A 14,675-nucleotide genomic window follows, 5' to 3' on the forward strand; every position below is an offset into this window, starting at 1 on the left:
CAGGTCTTGACAGTCTGCTTTCTCAGATTGGTCTATTTAACTACCTCAACTTTGCTATATTTGTTTAGCCAACCATGGCAACTCATCAACCAGATCTTAACCAACTATGCTCCTGCTGAACTATTTTCGACCTATTGCCTGGCTGTTGCTCCTGAACCTGCTTACCTCGGCTACCCAGGCGCAGAAAATCCCAACGCCCAAAGAGCATTTCGGCTTTGCCATCGGCGACGACTACCAGCTTGCTACCTATACCCAGACCGAAGCCTACTTCAAAAAACTGGCTGCGGCCTCGCCCCGCGCGCAGCTGGTGGATATGGGCCTGACCGAAGAGGGGCGGCACCAGTACATGCTGGTGGTGTCTTCCCCCGAAAACCTTAAAAAAATAAATCAATATAAATCCATTTCCCAACGAATGGGCCGGGCCGACGGGCTGACCGAGGAACAGGCCCGGGCGCTGGCAGCGGAGGGAAAGGCGGTGGTATGGATTGACGGCGGGCTACACGCCACCGAAACAGTGGGAGCGCACCAGCTCATCGAAACGGCTTACCAGCTGGTCAACCGGCAGGATGCTGAGACGAGGCGCATCCTGAATGAAGTGGTGATACTACTGGCGCACGCCAACCCTGACGGGCAGGAACTGGTAAGTACCTGGTACATGCGCAACGCTATACCTGAGAAGCGCAGCCTGGACCATCTGCCCCGGTTGTACCAGAAGTACATTGGTCACGATAACAACCGCGATTTTTTTATGATGAACATGAAGGAGTCGGCCAATATTGGTAAGCAACTGTACGTCGAGTGGATTCCGCAGATTGTCTACAACCACCACCAGGCGGGACCGGCGGGCTCGGTAGTGGCCGGACCGCCCTACCGCGACCCGTTCAACCACGTCTATGATCCCCTGATTATTACGAGTCTTGATGCCGTGGGCGCGGCCATGAACTCCCGCCTCAACGCCGAAGGCAAACCCGGCTATACCCAGCGGGCGGGCTCGGTGTACTCAACCTGGTGGAACGGGGGCCTGCGCACGGCTCCCTACTTCCACAACATGATTGGTATCCTGACCGAAATTATCGGAAACCCTACCCCGGCGCAGGTACCTTTGGTCCCCCAACGCCTGATACCCAACGGCGCTACCAGTTTTCCCATTACCCCCCAGAAATGGCATTTCCGGCAGTCCATTGATTACTCCGTGTCGCTCAACTACGCTGTACTTAACTACGCCGCCCGCCACCGCGATGAGCTGCTTTACAACATTTACCGGATGGGAAAGAATGCCATTGACCGGGGCCATAAGGATACATGGACTTTTTATCCCAAGCGGATAAAGGAAATAGAAGACGCTTACCAGGAAGATAAAAAGAAAGGCAAGGTACCTGCTACCACTACCCCCGAATCCTATGGACTGGGGGGTGGTAGTATTCCCCGCAGGTACTACGACTCCGTCATGACCACGCCTTCGCTGCGCGACCCGCGCGGGTACATCCTGTCGGCCGCTCAGCCCGATTTTCCTACGGCGACTAAGTTCGTCAATGCGCTTATCAAATCCGGTGTGCAGGTACATCAGGCTACGGCTCCTTTCACGGTGGCGGGGCGCTCCTACCCGCTGGGTTCGTATGTAGTTAAAACGAGTCAGGCCTTCCGGCCGCACGTACTGGATATGTTTGAACCGCAAGACCACCCCAATGATTTCCAGTATCCCGGCGGACCGCCCATTCGCCCCTACGACGCCGCCGGCTGGACCCTGGCCTACCAGATGGGCGTGCAGTTTGACCGCGTGCTCGACAGCTTCGAAGGCCCGTTTAAGGCCCTGCCCTACGGGGAGCTGCAACAGCCAAAGACCACACTACCAGCAGCCACGGCCGGTTATGTGCTGAGTCCACAGGTCAATGACTCCTACACCGCCGTCAACGATCTCCTGAAAGCGGGCGTGGAGGTATACCGCACTACCGAGTCTACTTCTTTACCCGCCGGGTCGTTCTTTGTCCCGTCCTCTGCGCCGGCCAAAGCCGTTCTGGGACGGGCCGCTAACGAGCTGGGGATACAGGTGAAGGAAGTAGCGCAGCGACCGGCAACGGCGCTGGCCAAAGTAAGTCCGCTGCGGATTGGCTTGTGGGATACCTACGGCGGTTCTATGCCGTCGGGCTGGGTACGCTGGCTGAGTGAGCAGTTCCATTTTCCGGTGGAAGTCGTGTATGCGCCGACCATCAATGCCGGTGAATTACGCAAGAAGTACGATGTACTGCTGTTTGTAACGGGAGCCATTCCGCCGGTAACGGGCGCGGGTACCCCGCGTAAAGAACCCAAAGCCGACTCTATTCCGGCGGAGTACCGCAACCACCTGGGCCGGATTTCGGCCGATACCTCGGTGGTACAGCTTCGTAAATTTATGGAAGAAGGAGGTACCGTTCTGACCATCGGCAACAGTACCAACCTGGCCTACCACCTCAAGCTCCCCGTCAAAAACGCGTTGGTGGAGGTGCTGAGTGATGGTACCGAACGACGCTTACCCGGCGAGAAGTACTATATTCCGGGCAGTATCCTGCGGGTCAGCGTTGATTCTACCCGCGCCATCAGTTGGGGTATGCCCGCTCAGGCCGATGTCTATTTTGAGAACAGTCCCGTTTTCAACATTATGCCCGATGCGCTGTCCAAAGGTACTATCAAGCCACTGATGTGGTTTAGCAATGCCAGCCCGCTGCGCAGCGGCTGGGCCTACGGACAGGCTTACCTACAGGGAGGCGTTACGGCTTTTGAAGCCAAGGTAGGTGCGGGTAAGCTCTACGCCTTCGGGCCTGAGATTACCTTCCGGGCGCAGTCACATGGTACCTTTAAGCTGGTATTTAATGCGCTTTATTCGACGGCCTCCGCGCCTGCGGCCACCGTTACGGGTGGCGAGTAGTACTTTAACCTTATCTTGTAAACACATGAGAAAGTCTCAATCCCTGAACCGCCGGAAGTTTCTGACCCGCACCGCCCAATCGGCGGGCTTACTGGCTCTGGCCGACCTGCAACCGCTGATAGCCTCATCTACCACTGTGCCGACTCTTAAAAGCTGGACGGTGCAAGAGGTGATAGACCTGATAATGAAAGAAGGAGGACTTTCGCCCGTAAAAGACACTGTTGATACCCTCAAATCCGGCAAAGCTGACCAGGTGGTGAAGGGTATCGTCACCACCATGTTTCCGACCATTACCGTTATCAAAGAAGCTGCCCGGCTGGGAGCCAATTTTATCATGGCCCACGAACCTACCTTCTATAACCACCTCGATAATCCGGACTGGGTAGAGAAAAACTCGGTAGTTCAACAAAAGCAGCAATTACTCGAAAAGCACAACATAGTACTCTGGCGCTTTCACGATTATATTCACCGGCTCCGTCCGGACGCTATCAGCTACGGCGTTGCCAAAAAGGCCGGTTGGCTGCCGTATTACAAGACCGGCCAGTCTATGCTTACCATTCCCTCTGTTCCGCTGAAGCAGCTGGTACAACAGCTAAAGTCGTCACTCGGCATTACGAACCTGCGGGTCATTGGTGACCCCAATCAGGCCTGCCAGCGCATTGGCCTGCTGCCCGGCGCTATTGGTGGTCAGCGACAAGTGGCCCTGGCCGAACGCGAAAAGCCCGATGTACTCATAGTAGGCGAAGCGCCCGAGTGGGAAACCGTCGAGTACATCCGCGATGCCCGGCTGCTGGGCCGTACCATTTCTCTGATTGTGCTGGGCCACGCCGTCAGCGAGGAGCCGGGCATGGAGTACTTTGTGGACTGGCTTCAACCCAAACTACCTGACCTAAAAATAACCCATGTAGCGTCCAAAGACCCTTTTACCTGGATGTAATTGACCTATAAGTTTCTTTTGCAAATCTCTTTTATGAATAAAATTACCCCGCTCGTCCTGCTGAGTTTACTGACCTGTTCACTGGTTTGGGCCCAGTCGCCCGAGGTACTTGCCATCCGAAAGCACAGAAACCAACAGGCCGACCAGCTTATCCGGGAGTACACTACCTTTCTTTCCTTACCTAATGTAGCCACGGACTCGGTTAATATCCGGAAAAATGCCGCCTTTATTATGGACATGATGCAAAAGCGGGGCATTGGCAACGTACAGCTTTTGGAAGCTAACAAAGCAGGAGCGCCACCGGCCGTATACGGTGAAGTAAAGGTACCCGGCGCTACTCAGACCCTCATTTTTTACGCCCACTACGACGGCCAGCCCGTCAATCCGGCCCAGTGGGCACAGGGGTTGAGCCCGTTTCAGCCGAAGCTATACACCGCCGCTCTGGACCGAAACGGAACGGCCCTGCCTTTCCCGGCCGATGGGAAGTACCAAGACGACTGGCGCATCTACGGCCGTAGTGCTTCGGATGATAAAGCGGGCGTTTTTGCTATCCTGAGCGCCTACGAGGCCCTGACCAAAAGCGGACTGCAACCCGGCTCCAACCTAAAATTTTTCTTTGAAGGAGAAGAAGAAGCCGGTTCGCCCCACCTGGACCAAATCCTGGAAAAACACAAAGCCCTGCTGCAGTCGGACCTCTGGATTATCTGCGACGGACCGGTACATCAGTCGGGCAAGAAGCAGTTGGTATTCGGGGTACGGGGCGACGCGCACCTTGACCTGACGGTGTACGGCCCCAAACGCCCCCTGCACAGCGGCCACTACGGCAACTGGGCACCTAATCCGGCCCTGCTGCTGTCCAAACTGCTGGCTTCCATGAAAGATGATAACGGACGGGTACTTGTCAGGGGTTTTTACGACGACGTCACGCCGCTGAGTACCTCCGAAAAGAAAGCGATGCAGGAAGTGCCTTCGGTAGAGGAGCAGATGAAAAAGGAGTTGGGTATCAATGCCGTAGAAATGCCGGGTGCCCTGCTGAGTGAGGCGATCAGTCAACCTTCGCTGAACATCAACGGCATGCAGAGCGGCAACGTGGGTAAAATGGCCTCCAACCAGATACCTACCTTCGCCACCGCAGTTATTGACCTGCGGCTGGTACTTGGCAACGACTGGCGCAGGCAGCAGCAAAAGGTCGTGGACCACATCAAAGCCCAGGGCTACCACGTCATTGACCACGACCCGACCGACGCCGAAAGAGCAGCCCACGCAAAGCTCATCAAAGTTATACCTGGCAACGATGGCTACAACGCCCAGCGTACCTCCATGGACCTGCCCATTGCCCAAAAGGTTATCAAAGCCGTACAAACCACCACCACCGACCCGCTGGTGCTGCAGCCTACCTCAGGGGGTAGCCTGCCGCTGTACCTGTTCCAAAAGTACCTTGGGGCCAAAACCATCACCGTCCCCATCGCCAACCACGACAACAACCAGCACGCCGAGAATGAAAATATCCGTCTGGGAAATCTGTTTGAAGGAATAGAGACCATGGGGGCGGTCATGCTGATGAAGTAGGGAGAAGGTAAAAATTGCAGCAGGTTACTCAACTAATAACATTCTGTTTTTGCTAAATTTGGTAGATGATATACCTCGACAACAACGCCACCACCCGCATCGACCCGCGCGTACTGGACGCCATGATGCCCTACTTGACGGATAACTTCGCCAATGCCGCCTCTACGCACCCGTTTGGGCAAGGGGCCAGCGAAGCCGTAAAAAAGGCCCGACAACAGGTGGCCGAATTGATTGGTGCCCGGAGTAATGAGATTGTATTTACCTCCGGCGCTACGGAGGCTATTAACACGGCCATCAAAGGAGTGGCCGAAAGCTACGCCCACAAAGGACGACACATTATCACGGTACAAACCGAACACTCCGCTGTATTGGATGTTTGCCGGCATCTCGAAAACAAAGGCTTTGAGGTAACCTACCTGCCTGTACTACCCGATGGGCTGCTGGATTTGGATATGCTTAAAGCAGCTTTGCGGCCCGAAACTATTCTGGTTTCGGTGATGCTGGTCAATAACGAAACGGGCATTATTCAGCCCCTCAAAGCCATTGCCGACTTAACCCATGCGGCCGGGGCATTGTGCATGACCGACGCGACGCAAGCCATTGGCAAACTATCCTTCAACGTAGCGGAAATGGGCATTGACCTCATGACGATGTCCGCGCATAAGTTTTATGGACCTAAGGGCGTAGGCGCGCTATATGTACGGCAGCGGTACGTGAAGCTGGAAGCCCTGCTGCATGGCGGTGGGCACGAAGGCGGCCGCCGATCCGGTACACTCAACGTAGCTGGCATTGTGGGTATAGGGAAAGCCGCCGAGATAGCGCAAAAAGAACTTCATGCCGATGCTGAACGCGTTGGCCAGCTACGAGACATGCTGGAAAGCGAACTGCTCAAAATTGAGAGTACCCTGGTAAATGGAAACCGCGAACAGCGGCTTTACAATGTGACGAACATACTATTTCAAGGCTGCGACTCCGACGCCCTTATTATGGGACTGGAAGACATCGCCGTATCCAATGGCTCGGCCTGTACCTCCGCTTCTATTGAACCCTCACACGTACTACTGGCCCACGGACTGTCTGAAACGGAAGCGTTTTTCTGTATTCGGTTTAGCTTGGGACGGTTTAATACAGCTGAGGAAATGCAACAGGTGGTAGAAGCGATTAACAGATCGGTAGCATATTTACGGACTTTTGTTTAATTCGGCTCGTTGATTATAAGACTATGAACTCTTTAAATTGAAAAAATTAACCAGCAGATTCTATAATTTCTTTTCTTTTTTGGAGACGAACATCATCTTTACTTGTGGGTGGCCAAATTTTCAAATTCATGTCATAATAAAGTAAATTGGCCGCTTTATTTGAGAATGGATAAATATTATTATCACCAAAATCTATACTCTTACTTCTATCAAGATATAAAGTATATATATTTTTATTTGTTCTTTCTTCATCAGAAGTTACTATTATGAGAATATCATTCAAAATCCTTAATAGTGCTTGATAACCTACGGTTGTTTGAAGTATGTTGGTAGGTTTCATTGTTTCTGGGTTAAAGTCCCAATAAGATGTACCATCTTTTCTTTTAAATGTTTCTTTAACTGATGAAAAATAGTAATAAAATATATCTGAAATCTTTGTATCTTGATTAGTAGCGTAATAGTGTCGCATTGGCAAATATTTTGAAGAACTATCCGATCTTTTATTCAAATCTTTTCTTGAACGGTTCCTGTCTAGTTCTGCTTCTCTTAAACTTTCACTTATCAAATTAACTATTGACTTAACCATTCCTGCTTGGGATAGAGGAGGACTTTGATTTCTTTCGTAACTTCCACCATATAACTTTATGCGATTAAAAAAAGGTGAATTTTTATGAGAATTTAATGCTAATGTTATTTGAAGTGCAGTTTTATGAGGCGAATCTTTTGTAGAAAGGCCAAAAAGGCTAGATACTAAACTTTCAGAGACGCGTTTTTGTGTTCTATTAATTGTAGAAAAAATCATTGCTTGATATTCAAGAGTTTTATCAATAAAGAACGAAACCACAAGCTGGATGTTTAATAAATCTTCTAGACGCTGTTGGTAATAATATAATTTTTCTTGCAAACTTATTGAACTACCTCTTCCCAAAGTCTTTATTATCTCTTTGATATTTATTTTAAGTCTATCTATCGCTACTTCAATTCCACGAATTCGATGTTGGCCATCAATAATGGTAATATGAATATCGCCTGTATCTACTTGCTTATTTTCTTTTTCTACACCAATAAAAACGTCTTCATCCAATAATATTTCAATAAACCCTCCATTCAAATTTTGACTTTTAATAACTCGTAGGGGTATAGACAAAACTATATTAGTTGGAAATGTTGCCTCTGGATCTTCAATCAAAAAATCAGCAATTTTCTCAACTCTGCTTTTCTCTATCTCTCTTTGAATATGATCATTATATATTGGATTATTCTCATCATCATAAGAGATTATTAATCTCTTAGTGTATTTAGTAAATTTTAATATTTTCTTTATTGAAAATACACCAATAATAAACTCTTGCTGATTTTGAACAACAGGTATTCCAGATATTAAATTATCATTTAAGTTATTCATAATTAACTCCAATTATTTCCGTGACCTATATCATTACCTCTCATCTTTTTATAAAATGACTGATCACTCAGCTTTTCGTTATCTGCATTTGCTAATATCCAAACACATAAAGAAATGATTAAGCCACTAATAGCAGGTAGAAACGCAAAGGATGATTTTGTAGAGTATGTTAACAAAAAAAGCAGAAATGCTATACCTAAAAGTGCAATTGAATTTATTATTAAACTTGCAATATTCTTAATTGAAGTTGATAAATTTAAATCCACAACACTTGCCGCAATTATTGCCATAAAGTAGGTTGCTATATTTTGAGCAATTTTATATTTCTCATACCAGCAACTTTTATATGAATCCCATATTGAAATAAATACACCACAACCTCCAAAGAATATAACTATAAAAACAAAATATGATACAAAAGCAGAATAACGCCAAGGCATCATAAACCTATCATATATTTCTTGATAAAAGTTCTTTTCCATGATTATATAGTTGCGATATCATTTGTCAAATAAGAGTCTTGGAAAAGTGTGTTATTTTACAAACTCTTCCAAAACTGCCCAACCTCAAACAACTCTCCCTTTTTGAACTCCTTCAAATTCGAAACCGCCTGTCCTTTTTCGATGCGTTCCATGCTACGGGCTAATACGGTTGCCTCACGCTCGCTGAGGCCCAGGAACTTCTGCATGGTTTTGAGGTTCTTGTCCTTAATGTTGAGCAGAAACGCGTTTTCGCATTCGCTCGAAAAATCGAAGGTAGGCTGGTTGAACTCGTCTATGCCCTGCGAGAGGAGCATCACCACTACGCCCTTCGAACGGATTTCGCGGAGCATACTTTCCAGCAGTGCGTGGCTTTTTTTATCCTTGAACAGTACGTGAGCTTCGTCAATTAGCAACACGTAGCGTAGGGACTGGTAATCGCCATTGACGGGCGCGTTCTCCATATTCATGAACGTGTTATAGAGGTAGTTAATGGCCAAGAAAGTAGCCGTAAAGCGTACCGTCCGGTCTAGGTCACCCGATAGGCTGAAATAGTAGTTCTTATTCAGAAAATCGAGGTTAGGATGCGGTTGTGCATCAAAGAGTTCGTATTCGCTCAAACTTTGGATAATCTGCGTGAGGGTATCGGGACGTTGGCCTGTTACGGCAAATAAGCGGTCGGCAATATCTTTTAAGCTAGGGTACTCCCCACTTTTTGCGTCGGTGAATGCCTCCTTGGTAGCATCTTTTAGTACCTGTGCCTGCGCCGGTCCCATACGGGGGGCGTAGGTAGTGACGATATCCACAAACTTGCTGATTCCCATTAGACGTTCCTTTTCGTTAATGAGGTTGATAAAACCCAGCGGATTGAGAGGAAAAGGTTGCTTGGGGGCGTCAATAAAGGTGGTGTTGGTACGCTCAAAAAATGGTTGCATTTCGTTTACGTCATCCTGCTTCAGGCCTTTAAAATCAAGGTACATGAAGTTGATAGTACCACCCGAAATTTCTGAAAACTGCCGGAGTATATCGAGGGCAAACTGGGTTTTGCCCGTCCCGCTGCTCCCCGCTACGGCCGTATGGGCATTGTTCCGGATGACTTTGTTGTTGATTTCTACAAAAACAGGTTCATCGGAACCTACCTGAGTACCTACATGCAGTTTTACGGGATCAGCAAAGGCACCCTTCTGTATTCTTTGAGAACTATTACGGACACTGTCAGGTACCTCGGCTTCTTCCAATACATCGGTACCGCGCTCAATGTGTTCCATCAGAAAATCAAACCCACTGTACCGGGGGTTATCCGTAAAAACCTTGTCTAACCGCTCTAAGCCATCATCAATGTGCATCTTCAGGTACTTGGCAATGTCGCGGTCGGAGTGGTGAAGGCCGTAATGCTGGCAGATAAGCGCCACGTACAGGTCGCGGTACGACCCGAACAGAATATCTTCTTTGTACTCTTTTCCCCGGCTATCCTGTACCATTTCGACAGACTCAAAGCGTATCCCTTTTGATAGCGAATAGGACAAGGCCACCCTGGCAACGAAGTTTTCCGGGCCACCCTGCGGGAATAGCTTACGGGTCAATTCCGTAACGACCGTCTTGTTAGCCTCGGAGGTTTTTATGTTGATAAGCATGGATAACTATAATCAATGATACATTTCGTCGTACTTATGAAACAATTCCTGAGCCGGAACCGGTACAAACTCGGAATGATCGGCGGTACGGTTGACAATAAAGTAGGCCCCGGCAACCCGATCAGCCAGGAGTGAATATTCACTGGCAATAAGCTCTTTATTGATCAGTGGGAAAATAACAACCTGTTCGGAAATACTCGGGTAAAAGAATTGGATAATATTCTGGGCGTGTTCATCATCAAACTTCTGCATGGGAGAATCAATAAAAACGGGGAACTCAATCTCGGATTCCTCTACCAGTCCCCGCAGTAAAGCTGTTGCGTACATTTGTTGTTCGCCCTTTGAAAGGGCTTCCTTACGAATACGCTCGTTACGTTTGTTCAGCAAATGAATATCAATTACATCCCGACTAATCTCCACCTCCACCGCATGAATAAAGTCCTTTTTGTGCATCAGTTCATGCAGGCCTTTCAGTATCTGTTGTTCCAGCGACTTTTTCTTGCGCTGCTTAAATTTAGCAACATAGTCACTCAGCCCGCTTGACAGCTGATTGGATAGGTCGTTTTTAGCTTTATTTTGGTCAGAAATATCAAACTTCTTTTTCAGTTCGCTCAATTGACGTTCTTTCTGGGCTATTTCATTTTGCCTTATTCCTATTTCGATTTCCAACTCCCGTATCCGGCCGTCTATTTCGGCTATGTTCTTTTCAAGTTCTGCCTTTTTCTCCCGGTCAGCTCGCACTACGGCGTCATCGGCAATAGCTTCGGCATCAGCCACGCGGCGGCGTACCTGTACCAGGTCATTTTTGACCATGTTATATCCCTGGGTGAGCCGCTTGAATTTTTCGCGAAAAGAGAGCCGAAGGTTTTGAAGTAGCGTGTTCAGGGATTGCTGCTGCGAATCAGAAAATTCGTGTAGTACCTTAAAGTCCTCGGGGATTTCCAAGGTATCGGGGAAGAGGTGTTTTTTTACCAGTTTCTTTATTGTGGAGAAATAAAAGTTTTGAATTTCGAGGCTTAAAACGCCTTTATAGTTCTTTTGTTCATTCAGCAAATCATTTATAATTTGGTCTGCTTTTTCTTCAATATCATCATAGCGGTATTGACTTAGTTTAACTTTAAGTTCTGCTTCTACTTGCAGAACAATTTCTAAAAACTTTCCCCCGGCGATAGCAAAAGGTACTATGTCGTAAGACTCTTCCAACTCACGTTGCAGCTCGCGCATAGTACTATTCAAATTTTCTTCTTCTCGTTTGATTGCTTCTAATTCCTCTATTGTAATAGAATCACCCAAGCGAATCAATCTATACTGTAGCTCGTCAACATCAAATTTCAAGCCTGCTCGCTTCTCCTTTAAATCGAATATTAAATATTGATTACGCTCTATAACTAATTTTGCATTTGCAATGTCTGTTTTTGAAGTATTATAGGCCATTTGATCTTTGGGCTTATCCAATGCACCTAGCCTAGTTCTAACATCTTCGTATTCCCGCTGTAATTCTTCATATTTCTTTATTCCAAGAATCTCTGAATACGCAAGACTTAATTTTTTACGCTGTTCATTCGTATTAATTTCGGCAAGTGTTACAATTTTTTCTGCATCAAAAAAGAAAAATTTGGCTATCTCAATCGGTAATAAAAAATCTCGAATAAAAATCTCCTCTCCATTAAATCGATCTGTTCGAAGGTCAGAAATTAACTGGTTTTGAAATCCATCGATAAGTATAGACAGGCTTTCACCGGTTTTTGTACTATATTCTCTTCTGATTGTAATTTCTTTACATGTGAGTTCTGGAATTATTGCATCTGTAATTGTTATTGTTACTGAAAATGATTCCGTTCCCTCAATTTTAGCCTGCCTGTTAAGACTATTTACGATATATTTTGGATAACCACCTTGATCATTGATCTCTTTATTATACAGTTCATCAACATCAGGCATTTGCCTACCGTAGAGACACCAAACCAACGACATTAAAAATGTTGTTTTTCCAAAGCCATTTTTTCCACTTACTATAAATATATTTTTCCCTTCACTTGTGTGGAGTTCTATCTCGTTTTTTCCGTAATAAATTCGAAAATTTTCTAGTGTTATTTTCCGGATAACCATTCGTTTAGTTCTTCAATTTGAATTTCCAATCTTATTTTTTTACGCTCAAGCATTGTATTGAACAGTTCCTTTTCGTTTTCTGACATTTCCAAGTCAATAGAAAATGGTATTTGGTTCACTCGCTCGCTTAGCCAATTTGATAATGACTCCGGAAGTATTGAGTCATCACGTGTCTCAAATTGTTCCGTTTTATAAATCTTACCTTTGTAAGTAAAGAACGGAGAGTAAGGTGGATGATCCAAATCAATGATTGGTCTTGCTACAATTCCATTAGGATCTTCAAATACAGCTAGTTCGAAAGGAGAGTAAGGGTAGTTTAGATATGCAAAAGAGAAATCATATCTTTCTTTATAAGCTATCATCCCTTTCTCTGTTTTTTCTTCACCAAAAACTCCTCCAGCAGATTTTCAATATCATTCTGCAAACCGCGTTTACGAACCATCAGAGACTTGGTCTTCATGATTTTGAGGGATTTCTGGATTAAATCCACGTGATCGGGCTCAAATACTTCGTGCAGGAGTTCTTCCTCCTCCCGAAACTTGTCTTCGTGCTTACTCATGTCAATCGGTGTCTCGTAGATACGGTTATAGATGTCGGATACTTTCTGGTTAAAAATCCCGTCGCGGTACCACAACACCTGTATCGCCACGAGTTCCTGATGGGAAATAAGCTGGATAGTTTCACCCTGCGATTGTTGAATCTCGCGCTGGGCTTTCAGCACCATATCCAGTATTTTGGCCCGGTATTCGGGCGTATACGGTCCCCACCCTTCTTCGTCATCCGCTTCCCGTATTTTAAGGCGATCCTGCCGGCGAAATACTTCCCGCATCTCCCGATTATTTCGGTTAAGTACCAGTTCATCCCGAAGTTCCATAAGTGGCCACATCCACTCCTCACCGTTTTCAATAAGCCCTTCCATGGATTTGTCCCGGCTTACCACCGTACACACCCAGCAACCAAAACGGCTGTTGCCGCAGGATGGTGTGGTGTCGTCAATAACCAACGGGCAGTCGCCGCTGTTGGCATTGCGGTACAGTGTTACGAGTTCCTTATGGGTACCGCCCCAGGGTGGAGGTACCTGCATGAGGTACTGCCATACTTCGTTGGTTTCAATGTCTTTGATGGGTGCGTACACAAAGGCATTTTGCAGGATATGCTTGCGGAGGCGCTGGCCTTTTACCTCGTATTTTTTGATACTGCGGGCCCGGTTAGAACTTTCGGCCGAACGTGTTCCCAGCAAGATAATTACTTCCCCCTTCTGACTGATTTGACTTTGAATAAATCGGGTGGTAGGGTCTATTTTGAGGCGTTCGGTACACCACCGGAACGAATTATTTGGAGCGGGATAACCCAAACCCAGCAGTTTTACCCAAAAAGTATCTTCCAAAACCGGGGAAGTTCGTTGTACTTTGAAAGGTATGTCCTGAATAACCGCGGCCTCTTCTAATCGATGTAGGGTACGTTCAACAAACTGAACAATGCGTGGATTTTCAACCAGCGTGTCGTTACATACAATGTATATATCTCGGAGATAGCGTGTTCCCTCAGGGAGTTGCTTCAGGGCATTCCATACTAATTGTAACAAAAGCGTTGAGTCTTTTCCTCCACTGAAACCGATCACCCATGGACGATTATTATCTTCGATAAGATATTGGTCTAATATTTCCTGTTCAATGAAGGGTATTCTTATAGACATGTGGAGCACTAATTTAAGTAGTGTTGTAAGGTAATAGGTTTTTTTAAAATTCGGAAAACTATCCCTTAGTAGTCCAACTCAGGTGGGTACTCTATACTAAAAGAAGATCTTTAAAAATCTATCCAGACTCCCATGCAGGTACTTACTACCCTCACGCAAACACCTCCGCCAACTCTATTCGCAGCCCTGAAAAAATGGCGGACTGCACTACCTCAGTGGCGGGCTGAAGGCCGATGTACCGCTCCTGCTCGTTGAGGACGTAGATGAGTACAATTTCGTCGTTGGGCTCCACGAGCCAGTACTCCCGCACCCCGGCTTCTTCGTAGAGTTCGTACTTTTCGCTCATCTCGCGCTTGGTGTTACCCGGCGAAAGGATCTCAATCACCAGATCGGGCGCGCCGTTGCAACCCTGCTCGTCCAGCTTAGTTTCATCGCAGATCACGCACAGGTCGGGTTGTACTACCGTAAAGATATCCTTACTGGCTTTTTTTGACTTTTTACGGTTATAAAGCCGCACGTCAAAGGGGGCATAAAAAAGCTGACATTGGTTATCACGAAACAGGTTGCCCATTTGTAAATGCAAACGAGCCGAAATCCGCTGGTGCCGCACGCTGGGAGCGGGTGTCATTTTTTGGATTTTCCCTCTCAATAGCTCCACCCGCTCCTGAAACTGCCACGTCAGGTAGTCGGCGTAGGAGTAGGTTCCGTCTAGGTCGAGTTGTGAAAGATCCGTGATTGCAGGCAT

The 14,675-nt window shown here is 47.0% G+C and carries 11 protein-coding genes; 4 read left to right on the plus strand and 7 right to left on the minus strand.

Annotated elements, in window-relative coordinates:
• The first annotated feature begins 106 nt into the window (after window positions 1–106).
• The 4 genes from VGN67_RS06210 (at window position 107) to VGN67_RS06225 (ending at window position 6,607) form a co-directional block, all read left to right on the plus strand.
• Window positions 107–2,902, plus strand: a complete 2,796-nt coding sequence (locus VGN67_RS06210; protein ID WP_327485917.1) for a M14 metallopeptidase family protein — start codon at window positions 107–109, stop codon at window positions 2,900–2,902.
• Between the two features lie 25 nt (window positions 2,903–2,927).
• Window positions 2,928–3,839: a Nif3-like dinuclear metal center hexameric protein gene (locus tag VGN67_RS06215; RefSeq protein WP_327485918.1), complete on the plus strand. Its 912-nt coding sequence runs from the start codon at window positions 2,928–2,930 to the stop codon at window positions 3,837–3,839.
• 33 nt (window positions 3,840–3,872) lie between these two features.
• Window positions 3,873–5,408 (plus strand): M20/M25/M40 family metallo-hydrolase, encoded by a 1,536-nt coding sequence (locus VGN67_RS06220; RefSeq protein ID WP_327485919.1) that lies wholly within the window; start codon window positions 3,873–3,875, stop codon window positions 5,406–5,408.
• Between the two features lie 65 nt (window positions 5,409–5,473).
• Window positions 5,474–6,607 (plus strand): cysteine desulfurase family protein, encoded by a 1,134-nt coding sequence (locus VGN67_RS06225; RefSeq protein WP_327485920.1) that lies wholly within the window; start codon window positions 5,474–5,476, stop codon window positions 6,605–6,607.
• Between the two features lie 46 nt (window positions 6,608–6,653).
• Here VGN67_RS06225 and VGN67_RS06230 read toward each other — a convergent pair whose 3' ends face one another.
• From VGN67_RS06230 to VGN67_RS06260, 7 genes are all read right to left on the minus strand, one after another.
• A complete protein-coding gene (locus tag VGN67_RS06230; RefSeq protein ID WP_327485921.1) occupies window positions 6,654–8,012 on the minus strand; it encodes a DGQHR domain-containing protein in 1,359 nt (452 codons plus the stop codon).
• A gap of 2 nt (window positions 8,013–8,014) precedes the next feature.
• Window positions 8,015–8,494 (minus strand): hypothetical protein, encoded by a 480-nt coding sequence (locus VGN67_RS06235; RefSeq protein ID WP_327485922.1) that lies wholly within the window; start codon window positions 8,492–8,494, stop codon window positions 8,015–8,017.
• A gap of 56 nt (window positions 8,495–8,550) precedes the next feature.
• Complete coding sequence (locus tag VGN67_RS06240; RefSeq protein ID WP_327485923.1) at window positions 8,551–10,125, minus strand: helicase HerA-like domain-containing protein; 1,575 nt, start codon at window positions 10,123–10,125, stop codon at window positions 8,551–8,553.
• 12 nt (window positions 10,126–10,137) lie between these two features.
• Window positions 10,138–12,234 (minus strand): AAA family ATPase, encoded by a 2,097-nt coding sequence (locus VGN67_RS06245; protein ID WP_327485924.1) that lies wholly within the window; start codon window positions 12,232–12,234, stop codon window positions 10,138–10,140.
• Window positions 12,216–12,596 carry a hypothetical protein gene (locus tag VGN67_RS06250; protein ID WP_327485925.1) on the minus strand — a complete coding sequence of 127 codons (381 nt, stop codon included), beginning with the start codon at window positions 12,594–12,596 and terminating at the stop codon, window positions 12,216–12,218. The genes VGN67_RS06245 and VGN67_RS06250 overlap by 19 nt, the downstream gene beginning before the upstream one ends.
• The gene (dndC, locus tag VGN67_RS06255) at window positions 12,593–13,930 is read right to left on the minus strand and encodes a DNA phosphorothioation system sulfurtransferase DndC (RefSeq protein WP_327485926.1); all 1,338 of its coding nucleotides are present in this window, start codon (window positions 13,928–13,930) and stop codon (window positions 12,593–12,595) included. The genes VGN67_RS06250 and dndC overlap by 4 nt, the downstream gene beginning before the upstream one ends.
• 151 nt (window positions 13,931–14,081) lie before the next feature.
• The gene (locus VGN67_RS06260) at window positions 14,082–14,675 is read right to left on the minus strand and encodes a Uma2 family endonuclease (RefSeq protein WP_327485927.1); all 594 of its coding nucleotides are present in this window, start codon (window positions 14,673–14,675) and stop codon (window positions 14,082–14,084) included.

Source organism: Telluribacter sp. (assembly GCF_035998675.1).
Classification (GTDB): domain Bacteria; phylum Bacteroidota; class Bacteroidia; order Cytophagales; family Spirosomataceae; genus Telluribacter.

What these genes read in the sequence shown, in the direction of transcription:
- VGN67_RS06210 (WP_327485917.1), top strand. Translation starts at nt 107, where the DNA reads ATGCTCCTGCTGAACTATTTTCGACCTATTGCCTGGCTGTTGCTCCTG.
- VGN67_RS06215 (WP_327485918.1), top strand. Translation starts at nt 2,928, where the DNA reads ATGAGAAAGTCTCAATCCCTGAACCGCCGGAAGTTTCTGACCCGCACC.
- VGN67_RS06220 (WP_327485919.1), top strand. Translation starts at nt 3,873, where the DNA reads ATGAATAAAATTACCCCGCTCGTCCTGCTGAGTTTACTGACCTGTTCA.
- VGN67_RS06225 (WP_327485920.1), top strand. Translation starts at nt 5,474, where the DNA reads ATGATATACCTCGACAACAACGCCACCACCCGCATCGACCCGCGCGTA.
- VGN67_RS06230 (WP_327485921.1), bottom strand. Translation starts at nt 8,012, where the DNA reads ATGAATAACTTAAATGATAATTTAATATCTGGAATACCTGTTGTTCAA.
- VGN67_RS06235 (WP_327485922.1), bottom strand. Translation starts at nt 8,494, where the DNA reads ATGGAAAAGAACTTTTATCAAGAAATATATGATAGGTTTATGATGCCT.
- VGN67_RS06240 (WP_327485923.1), bottom strand. Translation starts at nt 10,125, where the DNA reads ATGCTTATCAACATAAAAACCTCCGAGGCTAACAAGACGGTCGTTACG.
- VGN67_RS06245 (WP_327485924.1), bottom strand. Translation starts at nt 12,234, where the DNA reads ATGGTTATCCGGAAAATAACACTAGAAAATTTTCGAATTTATTACGGA.
- VGN67_RS06250 (WP_327485925.1), bottom strand. Translation starts at nt 12,596, where the DNA reads ATGATAGCTTATAAAGAAAGATATGATTTCTCTTTTGCATATCTAAAC.
- dndC (WP_327485926.1), bottom strand. Translation starts at nt 13,930, where the DNA reads ATGTCTATAAGAATACCCTTCATTGAACAGGAAATATTAGACCAATAT.
- VGN67_RS06260 (WP_327485927.1), bottom strand. Translation starts at nt 14,675, where the DNA reads ATGCCTGCAATCACGGATCTTTCACAACTCGACCTAGACGGAACCTAC.